Here is a 17,422-nt window from a genome sequence, read left to right as displayed (position 1 = left end):
CACTTGTCTCAATACGATACATCACTGTCCGCATCGGTGAGTCAACACAGAGTGAACGCTGGCGGTAGCCCCGCCGCCGCCCTTCCAGTACACTTCCGCACCTTTCCTTTTGCCCATGGTTTCTGCGGATGCTCGATAAAAACGCCCTTGCTCAGCTTCAGTCGTTGAAAAAAGAAATTCACGACAGTGTTCCGCGCTTCAGCGGGCGTGTCCGTGCCAGTAACGGCCGCTTTGGTTTTGTGAATACCGATGACAATCAGTCTTTTTTCCTGACTCCGGAAGAAATGGAAAAAGTGCTGCCCGGCGATGTGGTGGAATTCCGGGTGGAACCCGCCGGTGAAGGCAAAGAACAGGCGATTGTGGAAAAGCTGCTAAGCAGCGATATCCGGGAATTTTTTGGCACTTATGTGGTGCGCGGTAAAGGCCATTTTATTGAAGCCGACCACCCCACCTTAAACCGCTGGATTTTTGTGCCGCCGGCCAGGCGTAATAACGCCGCCGCCGGTGATCTGGTGCAGGCCCATATCAGCCAGCACCCGTTTCCGCATGGCAAAGCCCAGGCGGATATTGATGCCGTAATCGGCCACCCCTCTGATGCTGGCATAGAACAGCGCTTTACTCTGGCCAAATGGGCGCTGCCGGACAGCTTCAGCGCCGCCGTCCTGGCCGAGGCCAGCGCGTTGGCAGCAAACGGACTGGACAGTGTGCTGGCCGGCCGTACCGATTTATCGCACCTGCCCTTCGTTACCATTGATTCGGCCAGCACCCGCGATATTGACGATGCTTTATTTGCTGAAGCACACAGCGAAGGCTGGACCTTATGGGTAGGCATTGCCGATCCGTCGGCTTTAATTGCCCCCGGTTCGGAACTGGATAAAGCCGCCGCTGAACGTGGCACCTCAGTGTATTTGCCCGACCTGGTCATTCCGATGCTGCCGCCGGAGTTATCCGAGCAACTGTGTTCATTACAGGCGGGGGAGTTGCGCCCGGCCATGGTGGCGGAATTACGCATTGGCGAAGACGGCGGCATGCAGCAATTACACCTGCATGAAGCCAGCATCCGCAGTCACGCCAAACTCAGCTACCACCAGGTAGCGCAATTTATTGACGGTGAAGAAGCCGATATCAGTGCTGAACTGCGTGGCCCGTTGTTGCATCTGCATAACTGTGCGCAGGCACTGGCCAACTGGCGCAAAACCCATTGCCTGATTATGGAAGACCGCCCGGATTACAAGCTGGTGTTCGATGACAACGGCAAGGTCAAAGACATTGTCCGCATTGAGCGCAATGCCGCCCACCGCCTGGTGGAAGAATGCATGCTGGCCTGTAACCGCAGCGTCGCCGGTTGGCTGGCGGCGCAGAATACCGGTTTCTTTATTGAACACGGCGGTGTGCGTACCGAACGCCACGGTGAAGTGGCTGCACTGTTAAAAGAACAGCTGGGGCTGGAGCAAAAGCCGGAATTGCACAGTCTGGCCGATTATGTCGGTTGGCTGCAGCGCGCCGGTGAAGCCGCCAGTGAATTACCGCTGCGGATGATTATCAGCCGCCAGCAGGAACGCAGTAATTTATCGCTGGAAGCCAAGCCGCATAAAGGCCTGGGGTTTGATTACTACACCACCTTCAGTTCACCGCTGCGCAAATACAACGACCTGCTGATTCACCGCATTGTGCGTGAATTGCTGCAGCAACAAACCCCGACGCTGCCGGACAGTGATTTACTGCTGAGCATTCAGGCCGCCCAGACCAATGCCCGTATGGCGGCCAACCAGGCCGAAGCCTGGCTGAAGCTGCAGTGGTTACAACAGCTGCAGCAACAAGACAGCGAACTGCTGTTTGATGCCAGCATCGTGCACATGAATTCAGCCAGTATCACCGTACGGCTGGAAGACTGCGGCATTGAAGGCAGCATCGACCGCCGCAAAGCCGGTAAAGAATGGACTTTTGATACCAAAACCATCAGCCACCACAGCGATGCCGGCCGCTTTGTGCTGGGCCAGCCGGTGCGGGTAAAAGTGCTGGAAGTACAACCGCAGGCGCGTATTGCGCGGTTTGCGTTGGTTTAATTCAATAACTCACACCTATAAAAAAAGGAGCCAACCGGCTCCTTTTTTTATGGATTAAAAGACAATATCAGTCTTTTTTCCAGGTCCGCACCACGGCGAAACCGAACTCTTCGATCCACTGATCCAGTTCACGCGGGTTGCGTTTTACTTTGGTTACGCGCTGATGTGACACCGGGTGCTCGTAAGTGCCCACCGCCAGTTTCGGTTTCGGCAGGCTGGAGGTTTTTTCTTCTTTAGCCGCACGCGGACCACGCGGTGCGGTGCGGGCAAAATGCTTACGCAGGTTCTGATAAATAGAAGACGGATTATCCTGCTTAGCCATGCCGACAATCCAGTTCTCGATTTGCTCAGAACGGGATACGTACAGTTCTTCTTCCGTCAGGTTGTTCTGGTTGCACAGACGCTGAATCTGTTCGGCAAATTCTTTAACGCCTTCCAGTTTCTTTTCATGGGTAATACGCAGGGCTTCCAGTTCCTGGATTTTCTGCTGGTGTTGTTTAATTTGCTTATCAATATCGAGATCGAAAACGCTCACGGTATAACCTCTTGGGTAAATATCAATAATATGGCTTCGCCGGTTATCGCAAAGTAATGTAATAAGGCGAACGCCATATCGGGATAATAGATATCGGTGTTTTTTCCGGGCGCTAATATACAACAATGAATGAAATATGTAATGACCCACACTGCGGCAATGTGATTTTGATTATTCCTGTATAAACAACAGTCTGTCTGCAGACAGCCACTACCCCTTCCGGACCCGGCACACGAGCTTGTACTTATAAATGATAAAGATTAACATTCGCTCTGACATTCATCCCAGAAAGCAGCGTCCAGCATGACTCTCCGCACCCTCGACCAGCTGACGGCCGGCAGTAAGGCCCGCATTGTTGGTTTCACTACCACGGCCACCAACTTCCGCCGTAAGTTACTCGCCCTGGGCCTGATGCCCGGCACCGAGATCGAAGTCAGCCGCTTCGCCCCGCTGGGCGACCCGATGCAGATTCAGCTGCGCGGCGCGTCGGTCAGCCTGCGGAAACAGGAAGCGTCGATTATTCAGGTGGAGGTGCAGGCATGAAACCCGCGGTGATTGGTGTTATCGGTAATCCGAATTGCGGTAAAACCACCCTGTTCAATGCGTTAACCGGCTCGCGTCAGAAAGTGGGCAACTGGCCCGGCGTAACGGTTGACCGTAAAGAGGGCGTATTAAACCTGCGCGATGTCGCCCATACCCTGGTCGATTTACCCGGCACCTATGCACTGGACAGCCACGATGATGAATTATCCACCGATGAAAAAATCGCCCGTGAATTTGCCTTAAGCGGCGAAGCACAGCTGATTATTAATATTCTGGATGCCAGTAATCTGGAACGTAATTTATTCCTCACCTCACAATTACTGGATATGGGCGTACCGCTAGTCTGTGCGGTGAATATGCTGGATGTGGCCGAGCGCGAAGGCATTCATGTTGATACCGTGCTGCTGTCGCAACAGCTGGGCGTACCGGTGGTACCCATTGTCGCCGCCAGTGGTCAGGGTATTGAAGAGTTATGCCGGGTACTGGCGCATAACCTGGAACACCCCACCGTCGCCACACCGCTGCTGCGGCCGGATGCCGGTTTGCAGCAGGCCATTGACGACCTGAAAACACAACTGCACGGGCTGGTACCCAACCCCTTCTGGTCGGCCACCCGTATTCTGGAAAACGACCGTTATGCCGGTGATGTATTACCAGAAGCCCGCCGTAACGATATTCTCACCAGCGCCCGCCAGCACCGCGAACAGCTGGAACAAGAGGTGCAGCAACCGCTGGATGTGTTGCTGGCCAATGGCCGTTATCAGGCGATCCGCAGCATTTTAACCAGTGTGTTAACCATCGGCCGCCGGGGCCGCAGCCTGACCGAACGCATTGACGATTGGGTATTAAACCGCTGGCTGGGCATTCCGTTCTTTTTCGGCGTGATGTACCTGATGTTCTTATTCGCCATTAACGTCAGTGGCGCCTTTATTGATTTCTTCGATATCGCCTTTGCCACGGTATTTGTCGAAGGCCCGCGCGAATTATTAAACGCCGTCGGCAGCCCCGGCTGGCTGACCACCTTATTAGCCGATGGCCTGGGTGGCGGTATTCAGCTGGTCGCTACCTTTATTCCGGTAATCGGTGGCCTGTATTTGTTTTTGTCGGTCATTGAAGATTCCGGTTATATGGCCCGTGCCGCCTTTGTGATGGACCGGCTGATGCGCGCCGTGGGCTTACCCGGTAAAGCCTTTGTGCCGTTAATTGTTGGATTCGGCTGTAACGTGCCGGCGGTGATGGCGGCGCGCACCATGGATACCGAAAAAGACCGCTTATTAACCATCGCCATGGCGCCTTTTATGTCGTGCGGTGCGCGGCTGTCGGTCTACGCCTTATTTGCCGCCGCCTTCTTTACCAGCAACGGTGCGCTGATCGTCTTCAGCCTCTATGTGTTGGGCATTGTTATGGCCATGCTGACCGGCATGGCACTGAAAAACACCCTGTTCAAACCCGAGCTGACGCCTTTCGTAATGGAGCTGCCGGCCTACCATATTCCGACTGTAAAAGGCGTACTGCTGAAAACCTGGGAACGACTGAAATCGTTCTGCCTGCGCGCCGGTAAAACCATCGTCACCGTGGTGGTGGTGCTGAGCTTCCTCAATTCTTTTGGTACCGACGGCTCGTTCGGCAACGAAGACACCGATAAATCCGTGCTGGCCAAAATGGCTGCCGTGGTAACCCCGGCCCTGTCCCCCCTGGGCGTTCAGGACGATAACTGGCCCGCAACCGTCGGCGTGATTACCGGCATTTTTGCCAAAGAAGCGGTGGTGGGTACGCTGGATGCGCTGTACAGCCCGGACGCGGAAGCCAGTGATGAAGGCTATTCCCTGCTGGGTGGCTTAACCGAAGCGCTGCAAACCATCCCGGACAATCTGGCCGGGCTGGCTGATGCCCTGCTCGACCCGCTGGGGCTGAGCCTGATTGGCGCCGACCAGACCGAAGAACAAGGTGTGGAAAGCAGTACCTTTACCCGCATGGGTGAGTTATTCGGCAGCCAGCTGGCGGCGTTCTCTTACCTGGTGTTTGTGCTGCTCTACACCCCTTGTGTAGCCACACTGGGCGCTATGGTGCGCGAAGCCGGGCTGCGCTGGATGCTGTTTGTCGCCGGCTGGAGCACCGGGCTGGCCTATACCACCGCCGTAGTGGTGTATCAGGTTGGCAGCTTTGGCCAGCACCCTCTCAGCTCTTCCTTATGGATTACCGGCAGCATCACCTTTGTCGGCGGCTGTTTACTGACAATGCGCCGCTACGGCCAGCAGCAGGACGCCAAACGCATCCCCTTAGTGCAGCTGTAAGGCCCTGCTCACGATCAGGCGGACACTGTCCGCCTTTTTTGTGGCCGGCCGAAAATGCTTGTGGTACAAAGGTACCAAACATAAATAACAACAATAATAATCACCATGCTCATCGCGGAACACACCATGACCGATCTGTATTTCCGGACGCTCACCAGCGCCCTTCACGATGCCGGCGTGTGCACGCCTGTTATGGTTATTGACCGGGAACGGCTCGACCACAATATTGACCACTTAATTGATGTGATGAACCGCGGTTTTGATTACCGCATTGTGGCCAAATCCCTGCCCTCGGTGCCGCTGCTGCAATACATTATGCGCCGCACCGGCACCAGCCGGCTGATGTGCTTTCACCTGCCCTTTCTGATGCACCTGATCGAACATATTCCGGCCGCCGATATTCTGCTCGGCAAGCCCATGCCGGTATGCGCCGCCCGGCATTTTTATGCCTGGCATGGCCAGCAAACCAGCAGTATGTGTTTTGCCCCCGAGCTGCAGCTGCAATGGCTGATCGACAGCCCGCAACGCCTGCAGCAATACGAACAACTGGCACAGGAACTGAATGTACGCATGCGCGTCAGCCTGGAAATTGATGTCGGGCTGCACCGCGGTGGTTTTCAGCCGGGTGAAGCCTTTATCGCCGCGCTGGAAAAAATCAGCCGTTCACCCTGGCTGAGCCTGTCCGGCCTGATGGGCTATGAGGCTCATATCGGCAAAATCCCGGCCCTGCTGGGTGGCCCAACCGCGGCCTTCAACGCCACCCGCCAGCGCTATGCCGCCTGCGTACAGCAAGTGCGCGACGTGCTGGGCGAAGCGGTACTGAAAACCCTGTGCCTGAACACCGGCGGCAGCACCACCTACCCACTGTACGATGCCGACAGTCTGGGCATTGTCAGTGAAATTTCGGTCGGTTCAGCGCTGCTTAAACCCACCGATTTTGACGTGGAAACCCTGGAACACCACCTGCCCGCTGCCTACATTGCCGCACCCGTATTAAAACGTGTGCAACAGCCGGAAATTCCTGAAGCGCCGCGCCTGTCGCGGGCATTACGCGCCATCGGCCTGCTGCCGAAACAGGGCTGTTATTTATACGGCGGCAACTGGCTGGCGTCGCCCTGCTACCCGGCGGAGGCCAGGCTGAGCAGCCTGTTGGGCCGCTCCAGCAATCAGGAATTTTACCAGTTGCCCGCCGATACCCGCCTGCAGCAGGATGATTATGTATTCTTCCAACCCACCCAAAGCGAAGCGTTGTTGTTGCAATTCGGCCAGCTGGCGGTGGTGGAACAAGGACGCATCTGCGACTGGTGGCCGGTGTTCAGCTATCCCGATACCTTTCCGCAATATCGTCTGCAGCGGGCACGTCAGCCGCAGCCCTGCGCCAGCACGCTGATGCAACCGGACTGATCGCCATGTTGGTCATTCTGTGTGGCTTATGCCTGCCCGCTCTGCTGATCTGGCTGTGCCAGCGGCTGCCCTGGCTGGATAAAGCCGGAGTAGTGGTGTTGTCGTTCACCCTCGGCATTCTGCTGGCGGCCAGCGGCGTATTACCGGCCGGTGATGATATCCGCGCTCTGCAAAGTACGTTAGCCGAAGTCAGTGTGGCGCTGGCCTTACCACTGCTGGTGTTTTCCATGGATGTTGGCGCAGCCTTGCGTCTGGCTGGCAATACCCTGAAAAGCTTAGGCCTGGCTCTGCTGGCGGTGATGCTGGTCAGCACCGTGGCGGCCGTGCTCTTTGCTCCCCATCTGAATGACATCTGGCAGATTGCCGGTATGTCAGTGGGGGCTTACACCGGCGGGGGCCCCAATATGGCCGCCATCAAAACCGCCATCGGTGCTGACGATACGCTGTTCACCACCATGATTACCTACGACATTCTGCTCTCGGCCATGTATCTGCTGTTTGTCATGACCATCGCCAAACCCATCTTCAGCCGCCTGCTGCCAGCCTTTCAAGCACCGGAGCAGGAGCAGGATCACTCGGTGTTCCGTCATCTGGCCGACGAAACCGCCCATGCCTACAAACCGCTGCTGCGCCTGGCCTTGCTGCCGAAAACCCTGCTGGCGCTGTTGCTGGCCGGTGTGATCGTCGGTGCTGCGGTTGGCATTGCCAAACTGGTGCCCGGCAGCATGGCCTCCGCCATCGCCATTATTGCCATTACCACGTTGGGGGTGGCGGCGTCCTTTGTGCCGGCGGTGCGGAATCTGCCGAACAGCTACCCGTTGGGGATGTACCTGATTCTGGTGTTTTGTTTTACCACCGGCAGCATGACCGATACCGGCATCCTGACCCGCCTGAACATGCCCTTATTCGGTTACATCAGCTGCATTCTGATCGGTGCCATGGTGTTGCAGGCGCTGCTGTGCCGCTGGCTGAAGATTGATACCGACACCTTCCTGATTACCGCCTCGGCCGCCATTATGTCGGTGCCCTTTATTCCGGTGATCGCCGGCGCCCTGAAAAACCGCGCCCTTATCGTGCCCGGCTTTGCCGCTGCCATTATTGGCTATGTGCTGGGCAATTATCTGGGCATTGCCGTGGCCTGGGCAACCCGGGCTCTGATCTGAACCAGCCGCCACTGCGGCTGACCCTGCCGGCAGCTTCTGGTATCCTTGCGCGTCATTTTTACGGTTCAGACAGCACAGGAGACATGCCCATGGTGACCCTGTACGGCATCAAAAACTGCGACACCATCAAAAAAGCCCGCGCCTGGCTGCAAGCAGCAGGTATTGAGTACGCCTTTCACGATTACAAAAAAGACGGCCTGAGCGCTGAGCTGCTGGACAGCTTTCTGGCCGAGCTGAGCTGGGAAGACCTGCTGAATAAGCGCGGTACCACCTGGCGCGCCCTGCCCGATGACGTGAAAGCCGGCATTGATGCCGCCAGCGCCAAAACCCTGATGCTGAACAACCCGTCCATTATCAAACGTCCGCTGCTGGATACCGGCAGCCGTAAAGTGCTGGGCTTCAGCGCCGCCGACTACGCCGCATTATTTAACTAACGGGTTTACCTGAACGGTTTAACTGAATTTTCGCTTACCCCATTTTTACGAGGATTTCTTATGACGCAAGCATTTGCCCTGGCCATTGGTATTGGCACCAAAAACAGCAACGGTGACTGGCTGGAAGTGTATTACCCGCAGCCACTGCTGAACCCGGCCGCCGCACTGATTGAAGCCGCAAAAACCGCGCTGGGTTATGAGGGTGGCAACGTGGCCCTGGAAGCCGATGGTGGCGAACTGGAAGCCTTTGCAGCAGCCGCAGAAAGCACCAATGCTGAACTGGCCGCGCTGGCCCGTACCTTTACCGAAAGCGAACGTCCGGTGGTGGTAACCGTACTGGAAAGCGATGCGCAATCCACCAGCACCCCCGAGGTGTACCTGAAACTGCACCTGCTGTCGCACCGTCTGGCCAAGCCGCACAGCCTGAACCTGGCCGGCATGTTCGGTCTGCTGCCGAACGTCGCCTGGACCAACAAAGGCGCGGTGGATCTGAACGATCTGCCGGCGGCGCAGCTGGAAGCCCGCCTGCACGGCGAAATTCTGAGCGTGAACAGCGTGGATAAATTCCCGCGCATGACCGATTACGTAGTACCGAAAGGCGTGCGCATTGCCGATACCTCGCGCGTGCGCCTGGGTGCTTACATTGGTGAAGGCACCACCATCATGCACGAAGGTTTTGTGAACTTTAACGCCGGCACGCTGGGCGTTTCCATGGTTGAAGGCCGTATTTCTGCCGGCGTAGTCGTGGGTGACGGCTCCGATCTGGGTGGCGGCTGCTCAACCATGGGCACCCTGTCCGGTGGCGGCAATATCATTATTTCCGTGGGCGAGAAGTGCCTGATCGGCGCCAACGCCGGTATCGGTATTCCGCTGGGCGACCGCTGCACCGTCGAAGCCGGCCTGTACGTGACCGCCGGTACCAAAATCCAGCTGCTGGACGACCAGAAAAACGTGGTGGAAGTGGTGAAAGGCCGTGATCTGGCTGGTAAAACCGACCTGCTGTTCCGTCGTGATTCCATCAGCGGTGCGGTGCAGTGCGTGACCAACAAAACCGCCATTGAGCTGAACAACGAACTGCACGCGAATAACTGAGTCGCGGTTCGTCAGGCGTTCTGGGTTGAGCGTTGAGCGTGCATGGTAATGTACCGCAACGCTCGCTGAACCCTTAACGCCGAACGAACCCAGCGCCCCCGATGTTTCCCGGCCCATTCGGGCCAGCCCGAAGTTTACCAAAGCCAATAGCATCGTTTGGATGACTCCAAACGAGTGGCCAGGGGCATGGATGCCCTTTGGCCGCGTATGCTCAATTGGGTTTGGTAAACGAGGAAACGACCAACGGGAGTAACAGCCGCAGGCTGACCCGAAGGGCGAGCGAAGCGAGTAAACAGCTGGGACGCGGGCCAGAGGGGTTCGCAAGGGGATACCTCCCCTTGCAATACCAGCGGGCGTAGCCCGCAAAAAGCCGTCACGCAGTGACGGCCCTGATCACTATGAAACAGCCAGCACTCAGGCAAAATACTGCAAATACCACTCCACCGTTGTCCGTAACGCCGCACGGAAATCATGCTGCGGCCGGAAGCCTAATTCCCGTTCAATTTTATCCGGATTAATCGCATAACGCTGGTCGTGACCGGGCCGGTCAGCGACGTATTGAATAAGCGCCGCCGCGTTACCGGCCAGCGCCTGCTGCGCCTGCGGATAACGCGCCTGCAAGTCCGGGTTTTCCTGCAAAAAATTTTCCACTGATTCGCACAGCAGTTTAATCACCTCAATATTCGTGCGTTCGTTACGTCCGCCAATATTGTAATAACAACCAGGCTGGCCGGCCTGCAGAATACGGTCAATGCCCGCTGCGTGGTCGTGCACATACAGCCAGTCGCGCACCTGCAAACCACTGCCGAATACCGGCAGCGGCCGGTTGTGCAGAATATTGGTAATCACCCGCGGCATCAGCTTTTCCGGGTATTGGTAAATTCCGAAATTATTCGAGCAATTCGATAAACTGACGTGCAGTCCGTAGGTGCGTGCCCAGGCCATTAATAAATGGTCGGACGCGGCTTTGGTGGCGGAATACGGGTTACTCGGCTGGTAGCGGCTGGTTTCCACAAAAGGCTCGCCCTGCTCACCCAGGTCGCCGAACACTTCATCGGTGGACACATGATGAAAGCGATGTTTAACGGGCGCTTCACCACGGGCGCGCGGTTCTTCCTGCCAGACCGTGCGCGCTGCCTGCAGTAAACTGAAAGTACCGAGAATATTGGTGTGCAAAAAAATCGCCGGATCGCTGATGGAGCGGTCAACGTGCGATTCAGCAGCAAAATTCACCAGCGTATCCAGCTGGTAATGGCGCAGGCAATGTTCAATTAACGCCTGATCGGCGATATTGCCCTGCACAAATTCAAAATTAGGCTGCTGCCGTGCGCGGTCCAGATTACGGATATTGCCCGCATAAGTAAGCGCATCCAGCGCCAGAATAAAATCCTGCGGATACTGCTGCTGCCAGTATTCAATAAAATTGGCGCCAATAAAGCCGGCGGCGCCGGTAACCAGCAGTCGTCTCATGAATGTTTATCCGAAGATGTATGTAAACCGGCCACGCAGCGCGCTAACGCCTGCTGCCAGGATTGCGGTGGCTGGGGCAGATAATGACTTAATAAATGGTTATCCAGCGCGCTATACGCCGGCCGTGGCGCAAGCGTTTTACCGGCGCTGTAAGCGGCCGTACTTACAGGGGTAATGGCTACCGGCTGCTGTAATACACCTTGTTCTACGGCTGTTTTCTGTATAGCCACCGCCAGGTCGTACCAACTGCACTGACCGCTGTTGGCCGCGTGTAATAACGGCGGCAATTTTCCCTGCCGCAGCAGCGGTAATAATTCCACGATCCAGCCAGCCAGATCATCGGCCAAAGTAAAGGAACCAATCTGATCATTAACCACCTGCAGGTGCTGCCCCTGCTGCATTTTGGCCAGCAGGGTTTTGACAAAATTATCTCCGTAACGGCTACACAGCCAACTGGTGCGCAGCACCAGCGCCTGCACACCGGGCGATGTTAAAACAGCCTGCTCACCGGCCAGTTTGCTGCGCCCGTAGACGGACTGCGGGTCGGTTGTATCCACTTCGGTATAGGGCTGAGTCGCGGTTCCGGAAAAAACAAAATCGGTGGACAGCTGCACTAGCGCGACCTGATGTTCAGTACAAACCTGTGCCAGTATTTCCGGCCCCTTAGCATTCACAGTAAAGGCCTGTTCGCTATCCGTTTCGGCTTTATCCACGCCGGTATAAGCAGCGGTATTAATGATCACATCCGGGCGGTATTTTGCCACCAAACGCTGCACAGTTTGCCGGTCGGTAATATCCAGTTGCGCCCGGGTGAACAGTAGCCATTCGGTATCGGCGCGAGGCGGTAAGGCCAGTAACGCCTGCCCTAACTGACCACCGGCACCGGTCATTAAGACGCGCATTAAAGCAGCCCGGGTTCGGTAAAATAATCGGCTTCAGCAAAGGCCACGCCCTGTTGATCTTTGGCCGACACCAGCGGCTGTGCTGCCGGCCATTGAATAGCCAGCTGCGGATCATCCCAGCGCAATACCCGCTCGCTGGCGGCGTGGTAATAATCGCTGCAGCGGTATAAACAATCGGCGTCTTCCAGTGTGTAAAAGCCGTGGGCATAACCCGGCGGTATCCATAACTGGCAGCGGTTGGCGGCGGATAATTCGACGCGCTCCCATTGCCCGAAGGTGGGTGATGCTGCGCGCATATCCACCACCACATCCAGAATGCGGCCGCGCATTACCCGCACCAGTTTGCCCTGTGGCTGCTGCAGCTGATAATGCAAACCGCGCAGCACACCCGCGTGGGAAAACGAGTGGTTATCCTGCACAAACTGCACACCGGGCGCGATATCATGCAGCCAGCTGGCGCGGAAGCTTTCCATAAAAAACCCGCGCTCGTCGCTGTACACCGGCGGCGTCAGTACGTACACATCGGCGAAGCGGCCGGCGCGGGTAATCTGCATGGTTCAGAATTGTCCGCTGGCGATGGATTTTTTCTCGATTAATTCAATTTTGTAGCCATCCGGATCTTCTACAAACGCAATGACGGTACTGCCGCCTTTTACCGGGCCGGCTTCGCGGGTTACCCGGCCACCGTTATTGCGGATACGTTCACAGGATTCCGCAGCGTTATCCACTTCCAGCGCAATATGGCCGTAGGCGGTGCCCAGCTCATATTCCGTAACGCCCCAGTTGTAGGTGAGTTCAATCACCGCGCCTGCGCTTTCCGGCTGATACCCCACAAAGGCCAGGCTGTATTTATATTCTTCGTTGTCGTGCTGGCGCAGCAAGGTCATGCCCATCACCTGGGTGTAAAACTCAACCGAGCGTTTTAAATCGCCTACGCGCAGCATGGTATGCAACAGTCTCATCGTCTCTCTCCGTCTCAGTCAGATGTTTTTTGTTTGTATTCACACAGATCTTCAATAATACAGGCACCGCATTTGGGTTTGCGCGCCACACAGGTATAACGGCCATGCAGAATCAGCCAGTGGTGGGCATCCAGCCGGAATTCGGCCGGCACCAGCCGGATTAACCGCTGCTCCACTTCATCCACATTTTTTCCCGGCGCAATTTTGGTGCGGTTCGACACCCGGAAAATATGGGTATCAACAGCAATGGTGGGCTGACCAAAGGCGGTGTTCAGCACCACGTTCGCGGTTTTCCGCCCTACCCCGGGCAGCGCTTCCAGCGCCTCGCGGGTTTGCGGCACTTCGCTGCCATGCTGGTCAATTAACATGCGGCACAGCTTTATCACGTTGCTGGCTTTGCTGTTAAACAGGCCGATGGTTTTGATGTAATCCTTCAGGCCGTCTTCGCCCAGCGCCAGAATGCTCTCCGGGGTATTGGCCACCGGGTAGAGTTTGCGCGTGGCTTTATTGACGCTTACGTCCGTGGCCTGCGCTGACAACAACACCGCAATCAGTAATTCAAACGGCGTGCTGTATTCCAGTTCGGTGCGCGGTTCCGGGTTGTGTTCACGCAGGCGGCGGAAAATTTCGGTGCGTTTTTCTTTGTTCATCAGCGTGCCCGCTCTACCCGGTTGCGGCCATTTTGTTTGGCCTTGTACAGTGCTTTGTCGGCGCGTTTCATTAACATTTCACTCTCTTCACCCGGCTGCCGCAACGCCACCCCAAAACTCATGGTGACGTGCAGCACTTTGTCTTTCGGCTGACGGCCGCGCTGTTGTTTACCACTGCGGTTATCGGCCGGGCGACCGGCTTTATTGCGCACCACCAGCGGGTAAACGGCAATGCTTTCTCGCAGCCGGTCGACTTCGGCCGTTACCTCTTTCAGGTCGTCACTGCCAAACACCAGAGTGAATTCTTCGCCGCCATAACGGAATGCCTTGCCACCGCCGCCGACCAGACGCAGCTGGCTGGCGACCAGGCGCAGCACATCATCGCCGACATCGTGGCCATGGGTATCGTTAAAGGATTTGAAATGATCAATATCGGCCATTACCAGTGTGTAGCGGCCATGGCGATGGCGCAGATCGTTCAGCAGTGCGCGGCGGCCGGGAATGCCGGTGAGTTCATCCACAAAAGCCAGCTGATGGTTATGAATCAGCAAAGCCACCAGTAACAACAATAACGACAGCAGCGCCGCCAGCAACGGCGCACCTGCACTGGCGGCAAAATAAAACGCCAGTGCCTGTAATAACAGCACGCCCAGCATGGCCAGTACGGTATCGGGCTGGCGCGGCAGACGGGTAAGCAAAATACCGGCGGCCAATGTGGCAGACATCCAGGCAGGTAACGGCAATCCACCACCACCCGCCTGCAATTGCCAGCTCTGCACCCAGCTGTACGCATCAACAAATAACGGGCTGCGCGGTACCGCCCACACCAGCACCAGCTGCACCAGCAACAACACCGGCCAGCTCAGCGCCCCGACCGACCAGGGCCGGTATTCCGGCAGCCAGCGGATAAGAACAATGTTCAGCGGCAGCAGCAGCGCCAGCCAGAACAACAGCCAATACGCCGGCCCGCTGTACGCCACGCCCGGTGCCGGTAAGCCATAGTGCTGCAACGCGAAGCTGGCCAGCACCAATAATGCCATGTGACCAATGCGGCCCTGGTTAAACACCTGTGCCAATACCAGCAGTAATGCCCCGCCGGCACCCAGCACCACCACCAGCAAGGTGCCGGAGTCAGCCACCCAGCCGGCCATGCGCGGTACGCCGGTGGCAAAGAGGATAAGGCACAGCAGCAGCGGCAGAATCAACATCAGGCGGGCAAGCGACACAATCAGCTCCGGGTGATAAAAACGCCGCCCAGTATAACCATCCTGGCCGGCAGCAGCACGAAGCCTGATCTGTGACAGTAAAAATGTTGCCAATCGGGGGTTCTAAACGCTTGGTAGGCGTGAATAAGTAAGCTACTATGGCTTCGTTCTGACTTGGGTTGGAACATATTGGCGAGTGCTCCATATTCGTAAGATATGCAAGATACTGGTCGATAGCGGCATTGATTGATTGTTTTCCGGTTCGCCGGCCAGTATCGATGATAATGCCAGATGAATAGCAAGGCCGGTTTCAACCGGCGCATTACTCAGGAAAAAAAGCATGGCAAATTTAGTTCAAGGCACCGTCAAGTGGTTCAACGATGAAAAAGGCTTCGGCTTCATCGCTCAAGAATCTGGCAAAGACGTATTCGTTCACTTCAGCGCGATCAACGGCAACGGCCGTAAGTCTCTGGCTGAAGGTCAGAAAGTGACCATGGAAGTTACCCAAGGTCAGAAAGGCCCACAGGCCGAGAACGTTACCCCGCTGTAATCCAGCTGGTTAGTGTTTCTCCCGACAGCCCGCATGCGCAAGCCTGCGGGCTGTTTTGTTTTTGCCTCCGGCTCAGCTGCTGGTAAGCTGAATGCCTCTTGTGTTTTAACGGCCTGTTATGATTGATCAGGGTGAGTTTTTTGACATTCCCAGCCCCTGCAAGCGTATCTGCGAGCTGAATAACCGTGGCTATTGCAAAGGCTGTTTCCGCAGCCGCGATGAGCGCCTGTACTGGAATCAGTTCAGTAATTTTCAGAAGCAGTTAGTGGTAAACCTGTGTGAAAAGCGCCGCCTGAAGGTGCTGGCCGCCAAACAGGCGGCGTTACAACCGGCCGCCATTGCAGACCCCCTGCCACCGCAACCGGATTTATTTACCGCCCTCAGCGAAACCGATACCGCTGCCACAACCAATACCGGCACACCGTCAGCAGCGGCCGCACCAGCAGCAGAATCCAAACCGGCCCAACCGGGCCAGATTGATCTGTTTTAAGCCGCCGGTACCCTCTGCATCCAGCCCAGCGTGCTGCTGGTCGGACCGCTCGGGCGGTATTCCGCCCCCACCCAGCCGGAATAACCGGATTCAGTAATCGCGGCAAAAACAGCGGCAAAATCCAGCTCACCAGTGCCTGGCTCACCCCGTCCGGGCGTGTCGGCAAACTGAATATGGCCAATGCTGCCAATATTTGCGCGGATAAATTCCACCAGCGGTTCGCCCATTCTGGCCATGTGATACAGATCAAACTGCGCCTTAACCGCCGGCTGCTGCAGCTCGGCCAGCACATCCAGCATCTGCTGGCCGCTGTGAATCAGGAAACCGGGCATATCGAAGGTATTAATGGCTTCGAAGGTGGTGGTAATGCCCAGTGGGGCCAGCGCCGCCGCCGCTAGCCGCAGGTTGCTCTGCAAGGTGGCCAGGTATTGGGCCCGGCGGCTGTTATCGTTACAACGACCTGGCAGTACATTCACGCAGTCCACCTGCAGCCCCCTGGCGTACTCAACGCATTGCTCCAGCGCCGCACGGAACTCAGCCTGACGTTCCGGCACCGCCGCCAGCCCTTCTCCGCCCTGCATTAAATCGCCGGCCGGTACGTTAATGAGCACGCAACGCAGATTATGCTGCTGCAATTCGTGTTGAATAACCGCCAGCGGGGTGTCATAGGGAAACTGGATTTCCACGGCCTTAAAGCCATCGGCTGCAGCGGCGGCAAAGCGTTCAATAAAGGGCAGCTCCGGATACAGCAACGTAATGTTGGCGCAGAGTTTCATGGGCGTGGCTCCGCGTATAAATCGATTAAGGTGCAGGGGTCGTGGTCGGCATGGCCTTTACTGGCGTGCAGGCGCATCAGCTCAGCGCCCAGCCCGGCCATGGGAATGGCACTGTGCAGCGATTTCCCCAGCGCGTTGGCCATATCCAGGTCTTTCAGCAGGGTTTTGACATGCCATTTCACCCCTTCAAAATCACGCCCGGCCATGCGCGGGCCGGTGAGCTGCAGCGGAATGGAATCGGCAAAACCGCCTTTCAGCGCCGCCGGAATCAGCCCGGCATCCACGCCGGCTTTTTCCGCCAGCGCCATCACTTCCGCCATTACCAGCACATTGCAGCTGACCAGCATCTGGTTGCAGATTTTCGTCACCTGCCCGGCACCCACCGGCCCCATACGGGTTACCCGTTGCGACAGCGGTGCCAGCAGCGGCTGCAGGCGTTCAATATCGCTGGCTTCACCGCCAGCCATAATCGCTAATGTGCCCTGCTCAGCCCCGGCCACACCGCCGGATACCGGCGCATCCACCCAGCCCGCACCGCACTGTTGCTGCAGGCGCGCCGCCATGGTGCGGGTGGCTTCGGGATCAATACTGGAAAAATCCACCAGCAGCTGACCGGCTTGCGCCGCGCTGGCCACGCCGCCCTCGCCAAACACCAGGGTCTCAACCGCAGCAGTATCGGTGACGCACAGCATAATAATGTCGCTGCTGCGTACCAGCTCAGCAACCGAGCCGGCCACCACGGCGCCGGCGGCAGCCACAGTGGCGGTTTTGGCCGGATTACGGTTCCACACGGTCAGGGGAAAACCAGCCTGTAACAGGCGCAGGCTCATGGGCACGCCCATTAAGCCCATGCCAATAAAACCAATACGGGGGCTGTGCATAACGG

Annotated in this window: 18 protein-coding genes; 9 read left to right on the top strand and 9 right to left on the bottom strand. The window is 56.8% G+C overall.

What is annotated here, in order from left to right:
* Window positions 1-128: 128 nt before the first annotated feature.
* The gene (locus GJQ55_RS03960) at window positions 129-2,066 is read left to right on the top strand and encodes a VacB/RNase II family 3'-5' exoribonuclease (protein ID WP_228346219.1); all 1,938 of its coding nucleotides are present in this window, start codon (window positions 129-131) and stop codon (window positions 2,064-2,066) included.
* Window positions 2,067-2,133: 67 nt separating this feature from the next.
* Here the strand turns inward: GJQ55_RS03960 and GJQ55_RS03955 are convergent, their stop codons facing one another.
* On the bottom strand, window positions 2,134-2,601 hold the full coding sequence (locus GJQ55_RS03955; protein ID WP_228346218.1) for a hypothetical protein: 468 nt from the start codon (window positions 2,599-2,601) through the stop codon (window positions 2,134-2,136).
* Window positions 2,602-2,904: 303 nt separating this feature from the next.
* Between GJQ55_RS03955 and GJQ55_RS03950 the strand changes: the two genes are divergently transcribed.
* From GJQ55_RS03950 to dapD, 6 genes are all read left to right on the top strand, one after another.
* The gene (locus GJQ55_RS03950) at window positions 2,905-3,144 is read left to right on the top strand and encodes a FeoA family protein (protein WP_228346217.1); all 240 of its coding nucleotides are present in this window, start codon (window positions 2,905-2,907) and stop codon (window positions 3,142-3,144) included.
* The gene (feoB, locus tag GJQ55_RS03945; RefSeq protein WP_228346216.1) at window positions 3,141-5,438 is read left to right on the top strand and encodes a Fe(2+) transporter permease subunit FeoB; all 2,298 of its coding nucleotides are present in this window, start codon (window positions 3,141-3,143) and stop codon (window positions 5,436-5,438) included. The genes GJQ55_RS03950 and feoB overlap by 4 nt, the downstream gene beginning before the upstream one ends.
* A 126-nt stretch (window positions 5,439-5,564) precedes the next feature.
* Window positions 5,565-6,842: a DSD1 family PLP-dependent enzyme gene (locus GJQ55_RS03940; protein WP_228346215.1), complete on the top strand. Its 1,278-nt coding sequence runs from the start codon at window positions 5,565-5,567 to the stop codon at window positions 6,840-6,842.
* Between the two features lie 5 nt (window positions 6,843-6,847).
* Window positions 6,848-8,005 (top strand): DUF819 family protein, encoded by a 1,158-nt coding sequence (locus tag GJQ55_RS03935; RefSeq protein ID WP_228346214.1) that lies wholly within the window; start codon window positions 6,848-6,850, stop codon window positions 8,003-8,005.
* 89 nt (window positions 8,006-8,094) lie between these two features.
* Window positions 8,095-8,439 (top strand): ArsC family reductase, encoded by a 345-nt coding sequence (locus GJQ55_RS03930; RefSeq protein WP_228346213.1) that lies wholly within the window; start codon window positions 8,095-8,097, stop codon window positions 8,437-8,439.
* A 60-nt stretch (window positions 8,440-8,499) separates the two neighbouring features.
* The gene (gene dapD, locus GJQ55_RS03925; RefSeq protein WP_228346212.1) at window positions 8,500-9,531 is read left to right on the top strand and encodes a 2,3,4,5-tetrahydropyridine-2,6-dicarboxylate N-succinyltransferase; all 1,032 of its coding nucleotides are present in this window, start codon (window positions 8,500-8,502) and stop codon (window positions 9,529-9,531) included.
* Window positions 9,532-9,945: 414 nt separating this feature from the next.
* On the opposite strand, the gene rfbB is transcribed toward dapD, so the two are convergent.
* The 6 genes from rfbB to GJQ55_RS03895 are packed head-to-tail and all read right to left on the bottom strand — an operon-like array spanning window position 9,946 to window position 14,741.
* Complete coding sequence (gene rfbB / locus GJQ55_RS03920; protein ID WP_228346211.1) at window positions 9,946-11,001, bottom strand: dTDP-glucose 4,6-dehydratase; 1,056 nt, start codon at window positions 10,999-11,001, stop codon at window positions 9,946-9,948.
* Window positions 10,998-11,903, bottom strand: a complete 906-nt coding sequence (gene rfbD, locus GJQ55_RS03915; protein WP_228346210.1) for a dTDP-4-dehydrorhamnose reductase — start codon at window positions 11,901-11,903, stop codon at window positions 10,998-11,000. Before rfbD ends, rfbB begins: the two co-directional genes overlap by 4 nt.
* A complete protein-coding gene (gene rfbC, locus GJQ55_RS03910) occupies window positions 11,903-12,457 on the bottom strand; it encodes a dTDP-4-dehydrorhamnose 3,5-epimerase (RefSeq protein WP_228346209.1) in 555 nt (184 codons plus the stop codon). Before rfbC ends, rfbD begins: the two co-directional genes overlap by 1 nt.
* 3 nt (window positions 12,458-12,460) lie before the next feature.
* Entirely contained in the window at window positions 12,461-12,865 is a 405-nt protein-coding gene (gloA, locus tag GJQ55_RS03905; RefSeq protein WP_228346208.1) for a lactoylglutathione lyase, read from the bottom strand.
* A gap of 14 nt (window positions 12,866-12,879) precedes the next feature.
* Window positions 12,880-13,515 carry an endonuclease III gene (gene nth / locus GJQ55_RS03900; RefSeq protein WP_228346207.1) on the bottom strand — a complete coding sequence of 212 codons (636 nt, stop codon included), beginning with the start codon at window positions 13,513-13,515 and terminating at the stop codon, window positions 12,880-12,882.
* A complete protein-coding gene (locus GJQ55_RS03895) occupies window positions 13,515-14,741 on the bottom strand; it encodes a GGDEF domain-containing protein (protein WP_228346206.1) in 1,227 nt (408 codons plus the stop codon). The genes nth and GJQ55_RS03895 overlap by 1 nt, the downstream gene beginning before the upstream one ends.
* A gap of 319 nt (window positions 14,742-15,060) precedes the next feature.
* On the opposite strand from GJQ55_RS03895, the gene GJQ55_RS03890 reads away from it, so the two are divergent.
* Together GJQ55_RS03890 and GJQ55_RS03885 are read left to right on the top strand one after the other, a co-directional pair.
* Complete coding sequence (locus tag GJQ55_RS03890; RefSeq protein WP_228346204.1) at window positions 15,061-15,270, top strand: cold-shock protein; 210 nt, start codon at window positions 15,061-15,063, stop codon at window positions 15,268-15,270.
* Between the two features lie 118 nt (window positions 15,271-15,388).
* Window positions 15,389-15,760, top strand: coding sequence for a DUF1289 domain-containing protein (locus GJQ55_RS03885; protein ID WP_228346203.1), 372 nt, complete (start codon window positions 15,389-15,391; stop codon window positions 15,758-15,760).
* On the opposite strand, the gene GJQ55_RS03880 is transcribed toward GJQ55_RS03885, so the two are convergent.
* Both GJQ55_RS03880 and GJQ55_RS03875 read right to left on the bottom strand, forming a co-directional pair.
* On the bottom strand, window positions 15,757-16,536 hold the full coding sequence (locus tag GJQ55_RS03880) for a hydroxypyruvate isomerase family protein (RefSeq protein WP_228346202.1): 780 nt from the start codon (window positions 16,534-16,536) through the stop codon (window positions 15,757-15,759). The genes GJQ55_RS03885 and GJQ55_RS03880 overlap by 4 nt on opposite strands.
* A complete protein-coding gene (locus GJQ55_RS03875) occupies window positions 16,533-17,417 on the bottom strand; it encodes an NAD(P)-dependent oxidoreductase (RefSeq protein ID WP_228346201.1) in 885 nt (294 codons plus the stop codon). Before GJQ55_RS03875 ends, GJQ55_RS03880 begins: the two co-directional genes overlap by 4 nt.
* Window positions 17,418-17,422 lie beyond the last annotated feature (5 nt).

The sequence above is a fragment of the Venatoribacter cucullus genome (assembly GCF_016132445.1).
Classification (GTDB): domain Bacteria; phylum Pseudomonadota; class Gammaproteobacteria; order Pseudomonadales; family Oceanobacteraceae; genus Venatoribacter; species Venatoribacter cucullus.
Note: the sequence above shows the minus strand (reverse complement) of the source record. Positions and strands in the feature narration are given on the sequence as shown.

What these genes read in the sequence shown, in the direction of transcription:
- GJQ55_RS03960 (WP_228346219.1), top strand. Translation starts at nt 129, where the DNA reads ATGCTCGATAAAAACGCCCTTGCTCAGCTTCAGTCGTTGAAAAAAGAA.
- GJQ55_RS03950 (WP_228346217.1), top strand. Translation starts at nt 2,905, where the DNA reads ATGACTCTCCGCACCCTCGACCAGCTGACGGCCGGCAGTAAGGCCCGC.
- feoB (WP_228346216.1), top strand. Translation starts at nt 3,141, where the DNA reads ATGAAACCCGCGGTGATTGGTGTTATCGGTAATCCGAATTGCGGTAAA.
- GJQ55_RS03940 (WP_228346215.1), top strand. Translation starts at nt 5,565, where the DNA reads ATGACCGATCTGTATTTCCGGACGCTCACCAGCGCCCTTCACGATGCC.
- GJQ55_RS03935 (WP_228346214.1), top strand. Translation starts at nt 6,848, where the DNA reads ATGTTGGTCATTCTGTGTGGCTTATGCCTGCCCGCTCTGCTGATCTGG.
- GJQ55_RS03930 (WP_228346213.1), top strand. Translation starts at nt 8,095, where the DNA reads ATGGTGACCCTGTACGGCATCAAAAACTGCGACACCATCAAAAAAGCC.
- dapD (WP_228346212.1), top strand. Translation starts at nt 8,500, where the DNA reads ATGACGCAAGCATTTGCCCTGGCCATTGGTATTGGCACCAAAAACAGC.
- rfbB (WP_228346211.1), bottom strand. Translation starts at nt 11,001, where the DNA reads ATGAGACGACTGCTGGTTACCGGCGCCGCCGGCTTTATTGGCGCCAAT.
- rfbD (WP_228346210.1), bottom strand. Translation starts at nt 11,903, where the DNA reads ATGCGCGTCTTAATGACCGGTGCCGGTGGTCAGTTAGGGCAGGCGTTA.
- rfbC (WP_228346209.1), bottom strand. Translation starts at nt 12,457, where the DNA reads ATGCAGATTACCCGCGCCGGCCGCTTCGCCGATGTGTACGTACTGACG.
- gloA (WP_228346208.1), bottom strand. Translation starts at nt 12,865, where the DNA reads ATGAGACTGTTGCATACCATGCTGCGCGTAGGCGATTTAAAACGCTCG.
- nth (WP_228346207.1), bottom strand. Translation starts at nt 13,515, where the DNA reads ATGAACAAAGAAAAACGCACCGAAATTTTCCGCCGCCTGCGTGAACAC.
- GJQ55_RS03890 (WP_228346204.1), top strand. Translation starts at nt 15,061, where the DNA reads ATGGCAAATTTAGTTCAAGGCACCGTCAAGTGGTTCAACGATGAAAAA.
- GJQ55_RS03885 (WP_228346203.1), top strand. Translation starts at nt 15,389, where the DNA reads ATGATTGATCAGGGTGAGTTTTTTGACATTCCCAGCCCCTGCAAGCGT.
- GJQ55_RS03880 (WP_228346202.1), bottom strand. Translation starts at nt 16,536, where the DNA reads ATGAAACTCTGCGCCAACATTACGTTGCTGTATCCGGAGCTGCCCTTT.
- GJQ55_RS03875 (WP_228346201.1), bottom strand. Translation starts at nt 17,417, where the DNA reads ATGCACAGCCCCCGTATTGGTTTTATTGGCATGGGCTTAATGGGCGTG.